Below are 20,215 nucleotides of genomic sequence, written 5' to 3'. Positions count from 1 at the left end.
CTATTCCCTGTCTATATATATTAGTGTTGCATCTACCTGCATATCGGCAGCATATTCAGCCACCAAGTCGGCCAGTGCCGGCAGGTTTTTATCTATTACCGGGTCAAACCATCGAATTGGAAGTCGATTCCCGGTGCCCATTTTAAAGAAAGAAAGCGGATTCGTCTGCTTTAGTTTTCCATGCCTGTCCGTCCATTTGGAACCACCACGGAAACCACCTTGCCCGTTGCCTGCCCCTTTGTGGATATAGATACCTTCGCGAACGAAGCTAAAGCCGATACGCGAAGATTCCCCTTTTTCTCTATAGATGTTCGGTTCAATGGATGCGGACAGTTCTTCATCCTGCCTTACCAGCATTCTCACATTGCTGCGTAGTTGTCTGGTCACATCAATACTCCAAGCTTTTACATCATCATTGAATTGTTTCACCCGTTCTTTATCCTGTCGCCTTTCATATTGCGCAGTCCGGCTTACAGACTCCAACGATATTTCAAAAGGCAATCCTTCGCGAGCTCCCAGAATTGATTTTTTTCTAGGGGTTCGCATTTGTTCGCTGAGTCTTTTCATCATACCCATATCACACCCACATTTTTTTGTCAAGATGGAAGGGAACAGGCTTCCGGAGATTGAAGCCTAACATGACACCATAAAAATTCTGGGAAATCGGCCCGATACCTCGAATTGTCATGCTGTCAGGGTCGAGGACATGCAATCCGCTTAGCTCTCCATCCCAGTCCAGCATCATCCGGCAAACCACTTGCATGAGAATATCCTTACATTCAGCCTTGGCAGCATGTAAAGCATCAATATTACCGGTTTCGCATTGTCGCAAAACAGCAATGAAATATTGCGGTACATCGACCAGATTATCACAGTTTTGCCAAGAAAAATCTGAATTATGCCCATCGATGGCCACCAGTACAAAACCACTGATAACGGACATCCGCTCTTCCAAGTCGGATATTTCTTCTACTTCATCACTTCGCAGAAAATGACAGTTCGCATCTGTATGTCCTATTGGTTTCAGGTTTCTGGCCAACCATTCGGCATATTGAAAATGATTATACGTATCCATAACATCCAGTTTATAGATACAAAAAAAGCTCCCCGAAGGGAGCTTTTAAAGGACATATCTTTAGGCTTAAGAAAGCAAAAAGAATAGGAACAGAATAATCAGTATACCGACCAGCAGCTTAGGAACCGAACCGCTATCTTTATGTCTGGCTGCATTAATCGCTGCAGCTATCGACATAACGAACCCTAGTATTATTATAAACGTTAGCATACGACAAATATAATCATTCTTCAGGAAGGAGCAAACGTATCAACTCTTCCAACCGCATGGCTGCACTGATTCTTTCCTCTTTCGTATATTGTTCGTCCACATCGGTTACGATGCGAAGCAAACGGATAGCCTCATTTACATTCATTTCGTCTCTCCCTTCCATTAAATAATCGTAATCTCTTTTTTAGAAAACCCAAAGCCGCTATAACGGAGATTGATTCTTTTTCAGAAAGCATCTCCGGGTATTGGTGTCCGCATGCTATAAAAGTAATCGCATCATCAAGTGCCCTGATGTCTTCTTCCAAACCGTCACAATCATCCTCTTGCCAGTATATTATATTTTCAATTATACTGTCTGTTATTTTCGCTTCATTTAATGACATCATACCCGGCCTCCTTTCTTATTCCAATGAAAGCTTGAATACGCAATCCTTACAATGATTGGGAATGACACAACGAAAGGCAGCATAAGTGCACCAAACACCGTCAGCAGGGACAGGGTAATCTTCAGGTCTTTTACGTTTTCTACCGGCAGGATTTCTTGCCACGGTTCCGGCAGACGTTTCCGGAACTTCAACACCAGGGCGTGGACTTTCGCCCAGGTGAAAGGGTTGGATACTTGTACCTTTTCCCGACTCCGGGAAGATGATACGGTTAATGAATTTGATTTCATACTATTATGACTTTTAGCATTTAGGCAGAAAAAAGAGCGGCTGCCATTTCCCGCTTCGCTAAAAGTCATAATAGTTCCACTCCGAAGAGCATGAAAAATTAAATGGGAAAGACAACCGCCTTATATCGTACAATTAGGGTATAAAAAAAGCCCAACAATATGTATGAGCGTTTTACAGTAGCTCGTCTGAATGGATACACCATTATAACTTTTAGCACTGCAAATATGGTGAAAGTTTTTTAATGTGCAATAGAAAATCATCTAAAAACATCAAATATCTCATCTGATTCACTGATTTTGAAACTTTCTTCACCTATAGCCTTCAAGTATACAGAATAAATATTATTTACTTCTTTCACACATGCTTGATGATATTCATCTCTTCCCCCTTCAAGAACTTTTTTGAATTGATGAGATTCGAGAATAACACGATAAAGAAGTTCTCTCGCCTGTTTTTTTTGATCTGTTGCAATTAATACTGCAAAGTCTTTTTTCCAGTTGTCTTTTTCTCCCATGCTACCCTTTCGAACATTAACAGAGATCTCTACCACAACCGATAAAACAGACCATCCGATTAGAGTCGCCATTATAATATAGATCAATGAAGGCAAACCTAACCAATTTATACCATCTATTCCATTTATACTACCGGAGTATGTTGAAATATCCCACATAATACATGAAGAGAAAAAGGTCGCAATGGAACCTATGATTCCCAATACTAATACCACTATTGCCATAGATGACAAAGTTTTTTCTGCTGAAGTCATTTCATTTTTTGTAACCATAATATGAGTTTTAATATTAACACTACCGCAATTAGGGAAAACTTTTTGATATGGCAAAGAAACCGCGTATCTTTGTGAAAAAACAATTTGAATATGAAATCACTCATTAATTATTTTCGTACATTCAGAGAACAACGCCTTCGCGAACGTTGTGTCAAGTATGCCATTAAAGCCCACGAAGGAAAAGAGAAAGGCTTCACCGTTAGTATTTCAGCCCAAGATATTGAATTGTATATTAAAGAAGGCCTGACATTTCAAGAAAGAATGCGTCAATAAGGCTTCTTATAAGGCAACACAACAGGAAGTTTGAACCTTATTCGGTTCGCTTCATTTCCATTACTACCCTCTTTTCTTGAAACGCCTATACCCACAACACTGGCTAATACACCTATCTTACCACCATTTTCCTTCACTTCTGAAGTACTAACTTGTAAATCAAAATCTACAGATGAAACAATAATGCCTTCACCACTATCAAGTGTATCAAAGTTTGAACCTGCCGCAAAACATGGGTTTACTACTACTCCTTTGTCCTTCAATTCATCATTCAATTCATATACAGCCTCAGATAGCTGAGTTATCGTAGATTTAATAAATTCTTTCAGTTCCATAAACAATAAAGCCCACATTTCCGAGAGTGCATTCCCGTACTTTGTAGGCTTTTTCCACCAATTGGTATATCTTTTCTGAAAATCACCGCATGCACTCAGTTTCTTTCAGTTTCTTATCGCATAGCAAATATGGTGAAACTTTTTGGAATGGCAAAGAAACCGCGTATCTTTGTGAAAAAGAAATGCGATATGAATACAGATTATGACTTATACCAGATAAAGCAGGAACAACAGGCTCTAAATCGCCGTATCACTCGTATAGAAAACACAATACGCGCAATCAATCCTATTCGATTAATCTATGTATTAGCTTTCCTATCGGGTTTCCTACTAAACTATCTACTACGGCACCTGTTATAGCTGCCAAAACCCACCAAGCGAATTTAAACAGGGATGCCCATCCATTAGTCACATCCAGTTTTAACTTTGTATTTTCCAGTTCTTCCTTATTAGCCGATTTCTGCTGATACTCTTTCAATCCTGTAGAAATAATATTTTGCCCTTCACCGGTCATCATCAGCCAATATTCATCTTCTCCCATATATTCAATCGCATGAAATTGCTTCATAAGCATTTCCTTCATATATTCATAATCCATCGTATGATTATCGTAATCAGGAAGGGCTTTGTAAAACTGGTCCATATTACAACGACCACCAAACTGATTAATAGCATTTAGTATTTTATCGGCTATCTCGTATTGTTTCCCTGTCAACATATATAAATGGCGAATCCCTATACAGTGCGCCCATCGGAAACATAACCGAAACAGGATTGACTACCTGTTACACTGTATAGGGATTCATGTCTTGTTTTTATTGGGCACCGCAAAGTTGAGAAAACTTTTTGGAATGGCAAAAAAAATCTACACCCGTACACGAAAAATCATCCTACTTTCAATTTTAAAGCAGTATTCTTTATCCGATTACTAATATCCAACAGAGCATTAGATAACTGCATTTTTTCTTCAGGAGTAAATTGTGCCGGTTTTCCATTAACATTAGAACCATTAATACGTTGATAAAGCCAACTTCTACTTTTCCCAAAATAATCCTGAGCGATTTGTGATAAGGACAGATAAGTATCAACTCCACTCAATAACAACTTCATTTCAACTTCTTCTTTAATCTCTTTAGCTTCTTCCACAGTACGTTTGGAAGAAGCTAAAAAAGCCTTCCGAAAATCTTTTCGTTCTTCCGGGGTCATTTCCGCCAACACCTGTTTCATCTTAGCATCAAATACGGATTTGTCTGCTTCCGTATCCAATGAACGGAACTCAGCCATTAAGTCTTTTAGTTTCTGATCTGCATTCATATTAATCCTCCTAATTTAAAATTGATCAGACAAAGGGAACTCCGGCCGGGGTTCCCTCGTCTGTTCAACTCTGAAGCTTTTTAATTTGTTCACTCAATTCGATAAACTCATCAAGCATTTCATCAATCGCTTCAAGTAGTTCCGCTTCCGTCGCCATTTCATCGGCCAAAATCATGGAGAAGAAACGGGAATGGAATTCTAATTGGCCAATCAATTCTTCCATCCGGGCCTTTAGCCCTTCGAGCGTCATCATGATAACGATACAAAGATAATATTCATTTGCATATTACACAATATCCATTTGCATATTATATCGTTAATTATAATTAAAACCGCCCCACCTTCACAGGCAGAGCGGCCCAACAATTACAATCTAACAATCTAATGCTATGAAAACACCCTGAATCACTTATTCTGTTTTGCCTTCTCATCCCGCTCTATCGCCATTTCCAGCGTATAAAGCGCATCATACAGAAGGCTTTGTTTTACCAAATCTTTTTTCGTCACGTCACCGGAAGCCATTTCATCAACTATCCGTTGCTGCATATCAAAAACATCGTACCCGTCACCTTCTCCACCTGGAAATACACGCGGGAACTTCTCTTGTATAAACCGCATACTTCCGATAAAATACCAGAACATAACCATTTTCACAGCCGGTTCAACATCCCGGAACCAAACAGCCTTTCCGTCATCACAGGTGGTAAACATACCATCTTTCCATATAACCGAAAGGAAACTATCCAATGCTTTTTCGAAGTCCTGTTTCATTTGCTGTTGCCAGCTCTGTAACATGATAAACTGTCCATAGCTTATATTGGTTAGCGCATCATCAGGACCGACAAGCGTCATTTTATTTGTAACATGTATAGGAAAAGGATTCCGTGTCAACCGAATATCCAATTCAACACCTTTGCCCGTTTCAGAAAACAAGAAATCAAATACCGTGCTTAACACGGAAAGTTGTGTAGGCGTCAACCAGACGTTTCCACCAGGTAAAACCAAGCTAAAGCCGTTTCCGTCTGCACGCTTGTACCGGCGTACCCGTGCTTCAAGGCAAAACAACAGGAGTTTCAACTTCACCTCCTGTCCGGTACATCTCGTATTTAAAACAGTAGCCAAAAAACAAAGCTGTTCGGCTGTAAATTCGTTCCAATCGCCCGGAACCGTGTAGTCTTTTTTCCCGATAGAAATCTTTCTCATGCTAAAAATATGTGTTTGTCAATAGAATTAAAATCCAATTTCACCGGGACAGGTAGTCCAAGCTCCACTGCATAATCGGTCATGTAATCGGTTATTACCGCTTCTATGGCCGTTACCTGTTCCGCATAAAAATTGCCATTGTCGGCGGGGTCGGCATACAACGGATAAATTACAGGCCGGAACTCCAACTGTCCGGCAGCCGTCCGTTGCACACGCGTAGTCTGGCTGGTATGCAGCTTTGCGACATTCATGGCCAGCCACACCCGGATATATTCTATCAGTTCTTGCCGCACCGGGTCAGACGGGCGAAGTATTTCTTCCCTTAGCGATTTGTCCAATTCCGTTCCTATCCATCTGGCCAGTTTCATATAAAGCGCCTCCAGCAACGGCCGGAATCGCTCGAATGTCAGTCTGGAATATCCGATATTTACCTTTCCCAATTCCTGAAACTCGCGGGCCGTATTCAGATAATTACCGGTAGAACGCCGCTTGTAGTACAAACTTTCTTTCCATTCCGGATACCTTACCTCATTGGCGGATAGGAGTTCCAACAATCTTTCCAGATTATCCCACCCACGTTCCTGCATGCTTTCTTCGCTCCTGATTATTTTGGAATCGCTGGCAACAGTAAACTTTTCATTCCTTGTAACCGTATGTCCGCTGTCTCCTATCAACACACCCAGTTCAGGACTGGCCAAAGCAATAGCCAACGGCCCCAAGGCACGGGTTATCAAAACACGGGCCTTGGCATCCAGAACCGTTACATTTTCTTCCGCCAATCGTTCAACCAACGTTTCACCCAGATAGGGCAACAAATATTTTTCAAAAGCATCATCCAAATACGGTTTCAGTACCACAAACGAAAGCGAAGCATTCACCTTTACCGTCTGCCTGAGGTCGTCTATTGTTTTTATAAATATCTGTTCCATGATTACATTTTTTCGCTACCAATACTTTTTTCAGAACCGGTGTTCTTATCCAGTGTAGTAAGCATAACATTCTTTACTCCGAACTCGATTGTCTTATCCCAACCGTTCAATTCCTTCGCCAGATAAAGAGGCAACAACATCATATTCCGAATAGGCTTAAAAAGTACCTGGGCGATTATGAATAATTCCCTTGCCTCTGTCCCGTTTATGTTTTTCGATTTGCCGGGAGAGGCACCTTTAAGCGATGGATGAACGGCCATTGTATTACAAATAACGTTCGTTGCTTCTTCGCTGTCCTCGATATATTCACCGCCCTTGATAAACGACTCCAAAGGTTTGATTATAATATCGTTTTCCTCATACTTGTTTATCTGGTCATACTGGAAGTGCGATACAAAACTCTTTCCGGCATTCTCTTCTCCGGAAAGGAAATCGTTCAGGTTTTGCAGAAACTTCTTTTTGCAAGTGGCTTGTTTGTCTTTATTATCTTTGGCAATACCTTCCGAGAGATAAAGCTTTTCCCAAAACTTCCAATTGATGGATACATGATATTTCAAAACCATCTGATTTTTCAGGAGTGCCTTTTTAAATTTCGGAATGGCACAACTGAATTCGTACCAGTCAAGAAAGATACTCCACCAGTAAGGCCGATTATAATAATAACGTCCCGGAACAGGCAAGTTCAAGCTAACGGTATAACCCGTTTCTTCTTCATCTTTCTTTTCTCCGTTTTCCGGATTAGGGACCATTCCAGTCCTAACTTTCAAATCATATAATGGACTTTTGCGGTCCAGTAGTTTGGTGACGATAACATCGTCCGGACTGCTTTCTTCTCCCCATTGGGACGAATAGCCGTGATACTCAATGCGCTTTGTCTTTTCATCTTGCTTACTAACACGACTGAAACACATTTCCCGATGGCATATCTGTACCACTTTGGGTTTTTCTCCTTTTGTTCTTCTGCCGAACGACAGGTGGACAAACGCATCTCCGAATACAACCAAGTCAGCCGCCATTTCCTGCATTACCCGCATATAATTGCTGTCTGCCAGAAAATCAAATATCTCCGGTACATCCAAAGGCAACAATTCTTCTATTTTAATTTCGCCATTGTCGTTTTTCGTTCTACGGAATACGGTAATGCCGTCACCATACGCCATATTAGCTTTAAATTCGATGTTGCTGCCGACAATTGTATTTTCGTGAATCTTCCGCATTATACGAAGTGGCAGCTTATCTCCTTTTCCGAACGGGACGAAATCAATCTCTTTACCCTTTACGGTCGAACCCTTAGCCGGTGTTACGGTTGTAGCCGTAAATTTATTGTCTTCCAGGAAGCCCACATCTTCCGTCATCACCACAGCCGCACCCGCTCCCTGAAGAAAAGCCGTGTTGCCAAATTCAAATACATGTCTGCGTGCCATTATGCGTATACTTTTTTTCCGTTAATTCTGATAATCATACAGCGGATAAATTTTCTTGGAAATCTCTCTCCTCTAACGCGAATGTTAACCGTACTTCCCTTCGCATGGATGGAACTGAACACTCCCGCTTCGTAATGTTCGATAGAGCCGGGACAGCCATTGCCCTCCCGACTCTCATTCAACCGCACATACGAGAAAGAAAACATCTTATACCGTCCCCGTTCATCCTTTTGCTGCATTATATCCCAGAGTTCACTTTGTTTTATTCTTTTTTCCATACTTCCAATAAATGAAGATTATACCAACCATAGCGGACAACAGCCCGATGAGCCACCACCATAGAGGTTGCGTACCGGCTTTTACGTCTACATCCTTGTGTTCCTCCTTAACAAAGCTGTCTACCTTCTTTTTTTCCGTTGTCGCCTGTACGTTTTCCGTGCTGTTTTCTGTTGTCTTTTTATCTTCATCAACAGATTCCTGCTCGCATCCTTCACTCCATCCTTCGGCCTTGACGGGGTATCTACCGTTTTCGTCTGCCGGCTTGTCAGTATCGTAAGTTCGCCAGTGTATCCGAACATTCCTAAATCGGTCGATGACCGTGTTTGAGACGGATAACTGCGCATCATTTCGAGCATAAATATGTTCGTAATGTACCTGCTCATCCGTTTTTCCACTATCATGTATGTTGCCAGAACGACTAACAGAACAACCCAACAAACAAGCAGCCAAAATTCCGGTAATAACCAAATTCCATCCATATTTCATAATCTTTACCATCCAAACGGAAGTTCAACCAAACAATGCCATGTTCACAACAGCTCCCAACCGGCTTCTATGTCCGCCATCGGAATATGCATCCCGTTTTCTACATAGCACATCGCATCTACCAAGGCGCACATTGTAGCTTTGTCCGACAAATCAATTCCCACGCTTTCGGGAACCTGCATTTTTTGGCATACGATTTTTATATAAGCTGAAGTATTGTTCTCATTGCTTGGTGCCCAGCGTCCAACCAGCTCTTTTATTGTGTGCAAATTATGCGAACGCTGATACTTCTGTAACAGTTTCATCATTGCTCGCACCCCGTATGCCATCGTTTTAAACTCTTCGAAAGCCTGGTCTTTTTTATCCGCTTTCGACACTTCACCTATCCAATCGCTATTCTCCGAATTTCGAATGTTTCCCGGATTGTTATTCCGGATTCCTCTTGTTGTTTTCATATTCTTCATCCTCTTTATCTAGCATATTACTAATATTCTTACCTAATTTTGATTCAACCTCTCCTTTAAGTTGTAGCTTCAATAGTTTCGGGAACAACATTTTAGGCCATATAATCAATGCACTACCAAGCATGCTCCACAATTCACACACACAAGCCAGAGTACATCCGATTTTGGTTATCAATGCCTGATTATCAGAAAATATTCTCTCTGTCGTATAAACCACCAGCATAAACCCGAAATAGACTATCACTTTCGCCGGAGTATCCCTACCGCTTTGGGATAGGATAAATTTTCCTTGTTTGCGTGCAGATAGTATTCCAAAAAGCAAATCTGCAACAATAGCTACTCCCATCGCCACAAAAGCATATTTTACAGGTGCTATAAAGTTCAGCAGGTAAGCAATAAGAGTTATTATCAGCCCCCACGAATGGCTAAGCATTTCCTGAAGCTTTAAAGATATACGCTCAATCGTCGGCATAAAAACTTTTACAATCATCATCACCGTAACTATTTTCAGCAAAGATGTTACAGTTTAAACCGAACATAAAGGACAGTTCTTCCCGCCGTGAAGCCAAAGCGAAACAACAGAATCGCCGCGTAGCGGCGCATACAAAAAAATATTCCCACCTTCTTAAAAAGAAAGCGGGAATATCAGAAATACACTTCAAATATTACCTTCATCCGAATACGAATAATAACCTTCATCTGTTATTATTACGTGGTCTACCAATTGTATATCAACTAGTTTCGCCGCACTTCTCAACCGTTGCGTGAGTGCGTTATCCTGAATGCTCGGTTTTAAATTCCCCGACGGATGATTATGGCATAAAAAAATACCTGAAGCACTTTTTTCAATTGCTTTTTTCAAAATCAGGGTAATATCTGCGGACGTCTCGTTTCTTCCCCCTTTGCTAATTTGAGCTTTTGCAATTATTTTTTTTCTGGAATTAACCAAAACAATCCAAAGTTCCTCATGTGGCAAATCGCATAATATAGGAGACATTTCTTCATACAAATCACTGCTTTGATAAATAAATTTGTTGTTTGTCTGTCTATTCATTATTTTTCTACGTCCCATTTCCATAGCCGCTACAATCTGAATAGCCCTTTTTTTCCCAATACCCGGAATTTTCATTAATTCATCGACACTGTACTTAAACAAAGAGGACCAATCTTTTCCCGCCGTCTGATAAACACGTGCTGCAAGTTCTTCATCTCCAACAATGGAATAAACCAATTCAACATCGGATACCGATGAATACTCCCCATTAGATAAATGGTTATAAATTTTTTCAGAATTGAGCGTATTAATTTGCTCGCCAAATAAAGTTGTCATAATTTTGTGTACCGTTAAAAAGTTAAACTTTTACCCGCTTTCGGCCTGCATGCCGTCTGCGGGTTTTTCTTTTTCTCATATACAAATATACAAAATATTGATAATCTGTACAATAGCTCAATCACAGACATATTGTAACGATTATATATCCTTTAATTTTATATTCAGCCACAATCATTTTGAAACGAAATCACCCATGAAAACTTTTTTTTCGACTTTAAAATCGAAACATAAAAAATAACGGCATTCGCATCTTCTATTGCATCCGTTTTGTCCAATGGCACTCTCTAAATGTTAAATATATAAAAATATCCTGTTATTCTCACATTCAAAAAGTCAATTAATTGGTTTTCAAAAGGAAAGGGTGTATGGGAAAACTTCGTTTTCTCATTGCCTGGCTACAGACCACGCAGCGCCCTCCATAAAAAATGCGGAAGCAGATTCGAATTTTCACCTTATCTGCTGCCGCCCCCGCCCCCTAAAATGGACCACGCACGTAATGCGCCTACCGCAAAAAAATGATTCCTCCACTTGCAATAGCAAGTTCCGGCATAAAGAAGTTGGCACCGACAAATGCCGTGTCCCAGGCATCGGTAACGTGTGTCTTGTATTCGTCCGGAGCATCCGGGGTATCTTCTGTCGCTTCCGGCGTCTTGTCTTTCTCAAAGCCGTTCTTACCAACCTTTACGGCTGTTTGTTCCATGGCCATCTTAAGAAATTCGTTGTTATACATATTAAAGACCGGATAGAGTAAATCAGGGTCGTGCTTTAATGCACGGTCTATCTGTTCATGGCGCCAGTCATGGCGGCTGGTCTGTCCGATATAAACATCGGTTACATCCCAATTATATTCTTTCAATACGCGGATGATGGTGTCTTTATACGACTCGGAATTGTTACCGGTGGTCCAAACGAAAGTGTGGTCATAAAAAAAGATAATATCCCGTTTTAGCTTATATTTGTAGTATTCGCATACCTGACGCACCAATTCTTCCAGCTTGGCCGGAGTCTTAACAAAAAAACTCTTTAGCGTGCGTAACTGGCGTTCTTGCACTTGGCAAACACAAGCCGTATTGATTGCAGAGTTACTATCGAAGGCGATAATAAGTGGTGCATCCATATCTAAGTCGCCATCAGCCAAACACCCGGCCGTTTGCAGTTTATTCCAATTTGTTCCCATACTACCCATATAGCGCGTATCGCCAGGTGTATAGAAGTGGTGTTCACCCAAGGCTGAATAAAAACCATTGGCAACACGAAACAGACGTTCGTTCATAAAGGCTGTACGCCATACCAGCGTCGGGGAGTCCCGATACATTTGCCAGATAAAATCTTTGCCTACAACTTCCATATTGTCGAATATATCGTATTCACCATAGTAGACGGTATATTCGCGTTTCTTACCTTTGGTTTGTTTAACAGGTGTTTGATAACGCCTGGCAAGCATCAGGTCACGACGCAGTTCTTTATATTTACGACGGGTATACTCATTTTGTTCCGGAAGAAGTTCGGTCATTTTCATTTCACGGAACAGATTTCGGATATAGTTAATATGGGCAGGTTTCATTTCATTGACCTTATCCAATATCCAGCGTCCTGATTTTACGGTTGGCATATCGGTTGTATACATTACCGAATGATGCCATGGACATTGTCCAAAATCTTGTATATTACCACGATTTGCCGCATTTACTTCACTTTTAATTCTTTGATAATCAAGAAATTTAGCTTCAGGACCTATTACCCAGTCTATTGACATGGAGTTGGCAGACATACTTTGGCTGAACGAGAGTACCACCATAACCGTACCATTCCAGAAATGGACACAGTTTTCCCACGCGTTGCGGAGCGGACCACGTTTCGGCTTTCCGAAATTTGCATACTGCGGGGCTTTGCGGCCAACATAAAAATGAATACCTTCCGTATATCCCCATTCGGCCAGCGCATGGATAATTGCCGGAAGCGTGTTTCCCCAGGCTTTGGCATAAGACGGAGAAATAAGCGCACCGGTAGAACCAGGCATTGCCCAAACATTCCGAAGGATAAAACGGGCGTCCAGCCCTTCGGATTTGCCGGTACCACGGCTGCACACCCAATACTCATCATGGGCAGCGATAGCCATACCCATGCGTTGCATCTTATTGAAAAACTTCCGTTGTACTTCCATTCCCTTACGGGCAAAAGCATCAGTCATCAGCCCCATCGCAGTCGTCTGTTATCGGTTCAACATCTAGGATGTCACTATCATTTTTAAACAGTGCCCGGAAAGATTTACGCTCTTCCTCCAAGTTCGGGATAGGCTTAAATCCGTCTCCCATCAGTGTCACATCGTCCGAAGGTTCAAATACAGGAGGCTCCCATCCACTACGGTCGATTTCTTCATCCTCTTTATCGGCACGCGTATATTTACCTATTTTGTCCGCGTTGGCCGCTATACCTTTAGGGTCTTTTGCCTCTTTCGCAATTCTAATTCCTTCCTTTGCCGCTTCTATAACCATATAGCGATACCAGTTCTTTCCAGCCAGTTGCACGTTACCCACCAATCTTCGAATAGCCGCCATATCCCTGTATGCGGTAGCAGTCGAAACAGGCTCGCAACTACCTCCACATCCAGCGGTTAGAAACGATACCATATCCTTATCGGCAGTCATCGGGTCTTCCAACAGCTTGGATACGCATAACATCCAACGTTCCTTTTGTTGTAATTCTCGTTCGGAAAGAAAAGTTGCCGCTTCTTCCCGACCTTTAAACAATACCATCTCTATCTTATCGTAAGAAGTAAGTTCTTTTGCCATTATTCCTTAGATATTTGTTCCAACATATACTTGTCCGCTAACGGTTCTGCGGCCGGAGAACCGGCCTTTGCCAACTTGACAACAGTTTTACGCAATTCATATTTCGTTCTTAACTTACCTTTTTGGTAAGCGGTGTAAATCGCTGATAACTTATGTGTTTTGCATATCTCGCAAAACACATCGCGCTGTTCCGCCGGTATATCCATCAGGATGGCAATTTCCGAAGGAGGCAACAGCGCGGCAGACATATCTTCCAGCTCTTTTAATTGTTCTATTGTGAGTTCCATTCAAACGGTATTGAATCATCATTAAACACCCGGTTGAATGTCTCTTCAAAGAAATCGAACAATCCGGGTTCTGAAAATATAACTCCGGCTTCATACCGGATAGGCTGATTGGCATTCGCACTCCCTACAATGCCGATACGATATTGCTCATTGCGTATGAGCAGAACCTTGGCATGGCAGGGTGTCAGGCGGATATTCGCCGTTATGCCGGCTGCAAAGAGCAGCATTTCCAGCTTATGCCGTTTTACGTTCATGTCCAGTACCAGACGAAGGTCCGTGATATGTCCGGCTTCTACTTCAAAAAACATAGGCCGGAGAGCATCTTCCGATACGTTAAACGTTTCCATCATCACACTTGCCGGACCTGTGTAAGAAAGGAGAACGTGCAACGCTTCGTGTATTGCCCATTCTCCTTTATGCTGAAAACCTTTCACTCCCAAATTCAGACCGGGCGTGAGCAGTTCTTCAAATATTTTCGCACTCATTATTTCATGCCTTCCAATTCCGCCAATTCTTTCTGATACGCTTCAAGTCGTTGCTGGGCCTTCTGTTTCATATTCATTTTCCCATTTTTTTCATGATTGGAAATAGAAACTTCCGTACGGCGGATATTCTCTTTCAATCGCTCGATACGATTTGCCATCTGCATACCTTTCATCACTTGGTCGGTTGGTAACTCTTCTGTTCGCTTTTCCTGAAGTTTTAATGTTACCTGCTTGCCTTCCGCCCATGCGTCAATCTGGTTCCACAAATTGGCGCGTTCCGTCCACAGCTCGTAGACTTGTTTGGCTATTGGTTCGCGTTCTTCCGGCGTAAGCGATTCATTTTGCATTTCCGTAAAAAGCGATGAATAAAGCGGCGTGATATAACGTACACGGTCGAAAATCATGCGAATATCATCCGGCAAGGATGTGTAGGTAATAATCTTTGCACCCGGACGAAGTACGGATAAACGGTCCTGAAGTTCCAGAAGCTCTTCCTGTGCTTCCTCCAAGTCTGACTCCAACACGGAAATCTCTTCCGATTTATCCTCATTATCATTCTCCAAGGCCGTAATTTTGTCCTGAAGGGCAAATAACTCCGATTCCTTTACCAAAATGTCTTTCAGAACCTTATCCCCCTTAACCTCATTCATCTTTTTGTCTGCGGCTTTTGCCATGGCAACGGCCGTGGACATCGTTTTAGCAACTACTTCAACCGCCATTATCTGGGGTTTTGCTCCGGCTATACGGGCGACAAATGTCAGTTTGTTGACAAGAACAGTAAAATGACTGTCAAACTGAGGTGCATCCGATACCTCATTAAAATAGGGCAGATATTTATTTTTCATATCCTCCGGTGCCAGAGCACGGAAGAGAGCCAGACCGTCGGCATATTTGCGCTGACGGTTGGCTAACCAACTTTGTAACGTTACCTTTTCCATTATTCTACAGGATCAGGAGTAGAAGCTACTCCGGTGAATAACTCATCCAAATCGATGGGAGTTCCCATAATGATCATCGGTGCCGGGCTGTCAGCCTCGAACGTAAACGACCAACCGCGTTTATCGGCCGGAGCTTTCCCTCCATCGAACGAAGCCGCAAGCATACAGGGGTATCCCGGTTGCCCTACCAATTGTTGATTTTCACTATCTTCGATAATCAAATAACCGGGGGTATTACATACCTGCCGCGCAAAAGCAGCCGCTTCCACTTTTTTGCCTGGATGAAAAAATTCTCCTGTAATCTTATAACTCTTGCAATCGGTTTCACCCTGTATTTCAGACTTATAACCTACTGTCGCACGTGTTGCATAAATCGGAGTAGGCTTTTCGCCTGTCTTTATAAATTCAAAAGCACCGGAAGCCGTGACAAATTCGGTTGTTTCTGCAGGCTTGGCCGGTAATAAGGGAGTTTTAGAGACACTATTTTCCGGAATAAAGGCTACACGCCCTTTATAACCGCCCATATTATCATTTCCCGCAGGCCATAGTACAGGTGCAAATCCAGCACAAACTACACTGTCTGCCGGAATACCTGCCGCAATACAAATAAGACATAATATTGCAAACAGGCACATAACGGACAAAATCTTTTTAATATCTTTCATTGTATCATATAATTATATGTTAAACAATTGGAAGGGCAAAACGCCCTTCCTTCTTATTCTTACTATTTGGTGTAGGTGCCCGAAACTGTAAAGTCCTTACCGTCTTCCACCGTCACACTGCCGTTGGCCGGTTTTGTATAACCTTCCACATCTTTGTAGATGATTGAATGAGTACCGGCCGGAACACCCAGCAAGGTTTGTCCGTTTTTCATCCATTCACCACTTTCTCCCAGTTTCCAACATGCGCCGGCTTCAACTGCGGCGTCAGGTCCAACGGTTACTGTCACGGCGGCACCGGTGACATAATCACCTGCCAAATCTACACCCTCGTTTGTAAACTCGTTTGTCTGGAATACTTTCGGGTGAATATCCTGGAAACGGGTACCATAACCGGCTTGTAACCAGAATTGCAATTCGTTCGGGTCTTCGAAAATATCTCTGATTTGAACAAAGCTGGTAGCCTTCTTTGTGTTTACTCCGAAGTCCATCATTCCCGGACGGATTAAAATTAATGCCTGTCCGGTACCGTATGCTTCGTGTGTAATAGGTTCCAGACCCGGAAACTTGGCATCATCCTTAACAGCTTTCCAAAATTCCTCGCTTGTAGGACGTGCAAAAGCTTTTACCTTTTGCCGATATGCCTCTTTACAAATCAATTCGATTTCAGTGGCATAATACAGGATTGCCTTGCGACGCAGGAACGGATGTGCCGCACGTAAGAAGTCAATCAAGCGGTCATAATCATTTTTTCCATCTTCACCGCCAAATACACCGGTACGGACCAAATTATGGTTGGCCATGGTGATATCGTTTGTCGTTTTAAAATGGTCAATCCATGGGAAAAAGCCGGTAAACGAAGTCATCGGGCTGAATACGCTGTCATTTCGTTCTGCGAAGAAAGCGGAGAACGTAACATCTTCCGAATGGCTAACAATGTGGTTGTCCACTACAAACTTTTCCAGCGGGTGTTTCTTTGTTGTATGGTCTACACGCTCACCGGCATTGGAAAGAATTTTCTTTTCCTTGTAATTCAGTATATTATCCTTCAATCTCGAAACGGTCAGTTCCGGTTTGATGGACATTTCCACCAGCTTACCTACTTCGTCCGGATAATTAATTTCCGCACCGGCCTTGTACGGTCCGGTATGTCCGGCTTTACGACGTGCATTTACAATTACGTCTTCATTATCGATTTCAATCACGTTCAGCTTCATAGCTGCCGCAAATTCTTGAAACGTAAAATAGGGAAGGGTACGCAATACAGAGTCGTATTCCTTCGCATAACGTTTCAGCTTATCAAGATCTAAAATTCCTGCCATGGCTTTTATTTATTATCAAAAAATCCTGTTTCACGGGCTTTTGCCATAATAGCCAACGTATCATCGCTGTTCTTAGCGGCAAAGTCCTTAATATCCTCTTCCCCGGCTCCCGGTTCATTATCTACTTTAGCTTCCTGTTGTTTTTCAACCGGTGTCCCTTTTAGTTCGGCCACATCAGACTGAAGTTTCTCAATCTGCTGGTCTTTTTGTTTCAATTCACCTTGTGCGGCTGTCAGTTTTTCTTGCAAACCGGCATCCCCACTTCCTTCTTCAATCGCTTCAAGCAAACTTTCAACCGTAACATCTTCCGCTTTCATGTCCGGATTGTCACCCAGCACTTGGTTAAGCAGTTTGTTCCAGTTGTCAGCCGCTTGCTTCATCGCATTGTACGATTCATCTTTCAACCACTTCATAACTCGTTATGTATTAAAATAATTAAGCACATTTTCGAAAGTATCTATTTCATCGACCATTCCCAGGCTAATAGCCTCCGGAGCGAAAAACATCTTACCGGTCGCCCATGTATTCTGGTCTTCGGAAATTACCCCTACGCGGGCATTGGCTATACTGGATATAAAACCTTCGTTGTAAGTGTCGCACACTTTTTTCAGCGGTGCGGTATCCCCTTGTATGGCTTTATAAAATTCCTGGTTTTTATCGGTCGATTTAGTAGCATACACTTCGACCAGCTTTATCCCCATGCTTTCCAGTCTTTTGCTTGCATCTACAATTGTCATGTAAGTTCCCACGCTACCAACCCGGCAGACGGATGAATTGGCGACAACCCTGTCGCAACAAGCTGCAATACCATAAGCTGCCGATGCAACCATGTCGTTACAAAATGCAAGAACCGGTTTATTCCGGTATGACAATGTTTCCTGAAAAATACGGCATCCCATGCCTTCACCACCACCGGAATCGATATTTAGGACAATGGCTTTGATATTATCTTCGGCATAGCAGCGGGTAAGCAGATTTGATTTTGTGAGCATCCCTGATGGACCGCAATCTTGGTCATATTTCGTAATTGCTCCATTAATGTTCATTACGGCCACTGAATTTTTAGGTGCATCTTCAGGTGGTGCCCATCCGCCATATTCGCTAATCTGGTAAGCTCCATTCTTTACAGATGCAAACAACAAGGCATTGTCTTCCGACATTTCTTTTTCGGAAGCGGCATTGCGTGGCCGGCCTATGGAGGATGCCGGAGCAGTCAGGTAAGATGCAATAAGGGGAAGGTAGTTCGATGCGAAGGTTTCTTCGATGAACCACACTCCCCCTAATATATTGTGCAGATAAAGCATATCATTGATTTTTTATGCAATGATATACCTATATATAAATAAGGGAAAGGACGTCTATTCCGTTATCTGGAGCTGCGGACTTAGTTGTTTTCCGGAAATAGTAAGTTTGTATCCGCTAAATCCCCCCGGATTATTCGGATGCAAAATTTCAAATGTGCATTTCAGCGGAAAACGTTCCGAACCGACTACGAACCAGTCTCCGTTGAAATTCTTATACTTTATTACTGCCCCTGTCCTGTTCAGCCGTTTACAAAAAAACATACCCGCTTCATCCAAATACTGCCTAGGAATCTGAATAGTCGCAGATACATTATATAATGTACCCGCGTCAGCTGTTTGCGGTTCTACTTTTATAACCGTTCCATATCTCCCGATGTGTACCGGGAACCAGACGGCACCATCTTTCAATATCACTTTGGCAAGTCCGGAACCTGTAATTATATTTTTAACATCTTTCGGTATAACAAACCAGGTTTCGGAGATACCTCCCATATTATCAGCCATATTATTATGTAATTAATTAGTTTTCAAACACTTCTCATTTTTCCCACATCTTTCCGCACTTTTCTCCCACCAGAACGGACAAAGAGATACACTTGCTCGGAGTAAATATTCCAACATTTAACATTTATTATATGCTCGTTTCTTATCTCGGCGCCGTACCTTTTCCCTCCAGCGATAATAATTTTTTAAAATGGCATCCTCCGTGATAGACTGTATATCGTATTTTCGCATGAAGAAGTAAACCGTTTCGGCATATTCCATACCGTGCATATGCTTATTGTGGTCTATTAGATCATGTAGGTCAGCCCAAAACATCAGCTCTACTTTCCGTTCGATAATTCGTTGTGAACGTTCTCCCAAGAAATTATACCAGGCGGGGTCTTTTCCTATGGTTCTATCCGGCAATACAATTTCCAGATTACCCGCAGTTTCTTCCACATTAGATGGTTTTTTTTCCATCAAATCGAAAATAGTATGATACAGGTCGGATGAATCCGGAAACTTTACCGGTACATCCTTCCAATCACAAAATTTACCCTTCAGATACTCAGCCAAATGTTGTTTTAGGCTTATTTTTACTATTACCATATCAAAAACGTTTTTTTAGACCTCTGATTTGCTATTTTTTTGTCTATAAATATGTATATTTTTTCGACCAACAGACCAACAGACCAACAAGACTCGTAAACAATTTAGCTAAATTACTAATTTTCAACCAAATAACAAAATAAATTCAATAATAATGCGACCAACAAAAAATTATATCTGTTGGTCGCATTGTCAACAGGGGATAAAAAGCCTTTTTCTATTTATTTTAAACAAAACGACCAACAGCGACCAACAGGAAACCAACAACAATCAACAGAGAACAATCTTATATTTATTATATATATCATTGATTATTATATATTTATCTTATATCTCTTTTGAAATACTTTTCGGCTTGTTGGTCTGTTGGTCTGTTGGTCGCTGTTGTTGTAAAGATTTCGTTTCAAAATCGCAAAACATTGCTTTAATTCTTTTTTTTAAGAACAAGGGGGGTGCGGGGGAAAAATAGATAAAGAAAGAACCGACTTCCCCGGATAGTTCCATTTCCTTTATTCAACAAGGATAGTTCTATCCAAAGAGGTCG

30 protein-coding genes are annotated in these 20,215 nt (G+C 41.9%); 1 reads left to right on the top strand and 29 read right to left on the bottom strand.

Annotation, left to right across the window (positions count from 1 at the left end):
• The 6 genes from DW103_RS07470 to DW103_RS07450 form a co-directional block, all read right to left on the bottom strand.
• On the bottom strand, positions 1-576 hold the full coding sequence (locus DW103_RS07470) for a hypothetical protein (protein WP_122275034.1): 576 nt from the start codon (positions 574-576) through the stop codon (positions 1-3).
• Between the two features lies 1 nt (position 577).
• Positions 578-1,075, bottom strand: a complete 498-nt coding sequence (locus DW103_RS07465) for a hypothetical protein (protein ID WP_122275033.1) — start codon at positions 1,073-1,075, stop codon at positions 578-580.
• A gap of 223 nt (positions 1,076-1,298) precedes the next feature.
• Positions 1,299-1,430: a hypothetical protein gene (locus tag DW103_RS18590; protein WP_255418441.1), complete on the bottom strand. Its 132-nt coding sequence runs from the start codon at positions 1,428-1,430 to the stop codon at positions 1,299-1,301.
• A complete protein-coding gene (locus tag DW103_RS07460; protein ID WP_122275032.1) occupies positions 1,417-1,671 on the bottom strand; it encodes a hypothetical protein in 255 nt (84 codons plus the stop codon). Before DW103_RS07460 ends, DW103_RS18590 begins: the two co-directional genes overlap by 14 nt.
• Positions 1,668-1,958: a hypothetical protein gene (locus tag DW103_RS07455; protein WP_147381191.1), complete on the bottom strand. Its 291-nt coding sequence runs from the start codon at positions 1,956-1,958 to the stop codon at positions 1,668-1,670. The genes DW103_RS07460 and DW103_RS07455 overlap by 4 nt, the downstream gene beginning before the upstream one ends.
• A 257-nt stretch (positions 1,959-2,215) precedes the next feature.
• On the bottom strand, positions 2,216-2,746 hold the full coding sequence (locus tag DW103_RS07450; protein WP_122275030.1) for a hypothetical protein: 531 nt from the start codon (positions 2,744-2,746) through the stop codon (positions 2,216-2,218).
• Positions 2,747-2,839: 93 nt separating this feature from the next.
• Here DW103_RS07450 and DW103_RS07445 point away from each other — a divergent pair, with 93 nt between their 5' ends.
• On the top strand, positions 2,840-3,022 hold the full coding sequence (locus tag DW103_RS07445; RefSeq protein WP_122275029.1) for a hypothetical protein: 183 nt from the start codon (positions 2,840-2,842) through the stop codon (positions 3,020-3,022).
• On the opposite strand, the gene DW103_RS07440 is transcribed toward DW103_RS07445, so the two are convergent.
• From DW103_RS07440 to DW103_RS07330, 23 genes are all read right to left on the bottom strand, one after another.
• A complete protein-coding gene (locus DW103_RS07440) occupies positions 3,016-3,357 on the bottom strand; it encodes a hypothetical protein (RefSeq protein ID WP_233545638.1) in 342 nt (113 codons plus the stop codon). The two genes, DW103_RS07445 and DW103_RS07440, sit on opposite strands and share 7 nt — an antisense overlap.
• Positions 3,358-3,643: 286 nt before the next feature.
• Positions 3,644-4,075 (bottom strand): hypothetical protein, encoded by a 432-nt coding sequence (locus tag DW103_RS07435; protein ID WP_122275027.1) that lies wholly within the window; start codon positions 4,073-4,075, stop codon positions 3,644-3,646.
• A gap of 167 nt (positions 4,076-4,242) precedes the next feature.
• A complete protein-coding gene (locus DW103_RS07430; protein ID WP_122275026.1) occupies positions 4,243-4,671 on the bottom strand; it encodes a DUF5053 domain-containing protein in 429 nt (142 codons plus the stop codon).
• A 64-nt stretch (positions 4,672-4,735) separates the two neighbouring features.
• Complete coding sequence (locus DW103_RS07425; protein WP_147381190.1) at positions 4,736-4,924, bottom strand: hypothetical protein; 189 nt, start codon at positions 4,922-4,924, stop codon at positions 4,736-4,738.
• A gap of 152 nt (positions 4,925-5,076) precedes the next feature.
• Entirely contained in the window at positions 5,077-5,874 is a 798-nt protein-coding gene (locus DW103_RS07420; protein ID WP_122275024.1) for a hypothetical protein, read from the bottom strand.
• Positions 5,871-6,803, bottom strand: a complete 933-nt coding sequence (locus DW103_RS07415) for a DUF6712 family protein (protein ID WP_122275023.1) — start codon at positions 6,801-6,803, stop codon at positions 5,871-5,873. The genes DW103_RS07420 and DW103_RS07415 overlap by 4 nt, the downstream gene beginning before the upstream one ends.
• A 2-nt stretch (positions 6,804-6,805) precedes the next feature.
• Positions 6,806-8,227: a hypothetical protein gene (locus tag DW103_RS07410; RefSeq protein WP_122275022.1), complete on the bottom strand. Its 1,422-nt coding sequence runs from the start codon at positions 8,225-8,227 to the stop codon at positions 6,806-6,808.
• Positions 8,227-8,505 (bottom strand): hypothetical protein, encoded by a 279-nt coding sequence (locus tag DW103_RS07405; RefSeq protein WP_122275021.1) that lies wholly within the window; start codon positions 8,503-8,505, stop codon positions 8,227-8,229. The genes DW103_RS07410 and DW103_RS07405 overlap by 1 nt, the downstream gene beginning before the upstream one ends.
• A complete protein-coding gene (locus DW103_RS07400) occupies positions 8,480-9,004 on the bottom strand; it encodes a hypothetical protein (protein WP_233545637.1) in 525 nt (174 codons plus the stop codon). Before DW103_RS07400 ends, DW103_RS07405 begins: the two co-directional genes overlap by 26 nt.
• A 32-nt stretch (positions 9,005-9,036) precedes the next feature.
• Positions 9,037-9,447, bottom strand: a complete 411-nt coding sequence (locus tag DW103_RS07395; RefSeq protein ID WP_122275048.1) for a hypothetical protein — start codon at positions 9,445-9,447, stop codon at positions 9,037-9,039.
• On the bottom strand, positions 9,419-9,970 hold the full coding sequence (locus DW103_RS07390; protein WP_233545636.1) for a phage holin family protein: 552 nt from the start codon (positions 9,968-9,970) through the stop codon (positions 9,419-9,421). Before DW103_RS07390 ends, DW103_RS07395 begins: the two co-directional genes overlap by 29 nt.
• Before the next feature lie 144 nt (positions 9,971-10,114).
• A complete protein-coding gene (locus DW103_RS07385) occupies positions 10,115-10,786 on the bottom strand; it encodes a RadC family protein (RefSeq protein ID WP_122275019.1) in 672 nt (223 codons plus the stop codon).
• A 505-nt stretch (positions 10,787-11,291) separates the two neighbouring features.
• Positions 11,292-12,989: a hypothetical protein gene (locus DW103_RS07380; protein WP_233545635.1), complete on the bottom strand. Its 1,698-nt coding sequence runs from the start codon at positions 12,987-12,989 to the stop codon at positions 11,292-11,294.
• Positions 12,973-13,581 (bottom strand): hypothetical protein, encoded by a 609-nt coding sequence (locus DW103_RS07375; protein ID WP_122275017.1) that lies wholly within the window; start codon positions 13,579-13,581, stop codon positions 12,973-12,975. Before DW103_RS07375 ends, DW103_RS07380 begins: the two co-directional genes overlap by 17 nt.
• Positions 13,581-13,868 (bottom strand): hypothetical protein, encoded by a 288-nt coding sequence (locus DW103_RS07370; protein ID WP_122275016.1) that lies wholly within the window; start codon positions 13,866-13,868, stop codon positions 13,581-13,583. The genes DW103_RS07375 and DW103_RS07370 overlap by 1 nt, the downstream gene beginning before the upstream one ends.
• A complete protein-coding gene (locus DW103_RS07365; protein ID WP_122275015.1) occupies positions 13,853-14,353 on the bottom strand; it encodes a phospholipase D-like domain-containing protein in 501 nt (166 codons plus the stop codon). Before DW103_RS07365 ends, DW103_RS07370 begins: the two co-directional genes overlap by 16 nt.
• On the bottom strand, positions 14,353-15,291 hold the full coding sequence (locus DW103_RS07360; protein WP_122275014.1) for a hypothetical protein: 939 nt from the start codon (positions 15,289-15,291) through the stop codon (positions 14,353-14,355). The genes DW103_RS07365 and DW103_RS07360 overlap by 1 nt, the downstream gene beginning before the upstream one ends.
• Positions 15,291-15,956 carry a hypothetical protein gene (locus DW103_RS07355; RefSeq protein WP_122275013.1) on the bottom strand — a complete coding sequence of 222 codons (666 nt, stop codon included), beginning with the start codon at positions 15,954-15,956 and terminating at the stop codon, positions 15,291-15,293. Before DW103_RS07355 ends, DW103_RS07360 begins: the two co-directional genes overlap by 1 nt.
• A 62-nt stretch (positions 15,957-16,018) precedes the next feature.
• On the bottom strand, positions 16,019-17,275 hold the full coding sequence (locus DW103_RS07350; protein ID WP_122275012.1) for a hypothetical protein: 1,257 nt from the start codon (positions 17,273-17,275) through the stop codon (positions 16,019-16,021).
• Between the two features lie 5 nt (positions 17,276-17,280).
• Positions 17,281-17,688 carry a peptidase S49 gene (locus DW103_RS07345; protein ID WP_122275011.1) on the bottom strand — a complete coding sequence of 136 codons (408 nt, stop codon included), beginning with the start codon at positions 17,686-17,688 and terminating at the stop codon, positions 17,281-17,283.
• Between the two features lie 6 nt (positions 17,689-17,694).
• Entirely contained in the window at positions 17,695-18,579 is an 885-nt protein-coding gene (locus DW103_RS07340) for a S49 family peptidase (RefSeq protein WP_122275010.1), read from the bottom strand.
• Between the two features lie 54 nt (positions 18,580-18,633).
• The gene (locus DW103_RS07335; protein WP_122275009.1) at positions 18,634-19,083 is read right to left on the bottom strand and encodes a hypothetical protein; all 450 of its coding nucleotides are present in this window, start codon (positions 19,081-19,083) and stop codon (positions 18,634-18,636) included.
• Positions 19,084-19,200: 117 nt separating this feature from the next.
• The gene (locus DW103_RS07330) at positions 19,201-19,671 is read right to left on the bottom strand and encodes a hypothetical protein (protein WP_122275008.1); all 471 of its coding nucleotides are present in this window, start codon (positions 19,669-19,671) and stop codon (positions 19,201-19,203) included.
• Positions 19,672-20,215: the final 544 nt, after the last annotated feature.

Origin of the sequence: Parabacteroides sp. AM08-6, from assembly GCF_003473295.1 — a bacterium.
Classification (GTDB): Bacteria; Bacteroidota; Bacteroidia; order Bacteroidales; family Tannerellaceae; genus Parabacteroides.
This window is presented reverse-complemented; position numbering and strand designations above follow the sequence as displayed.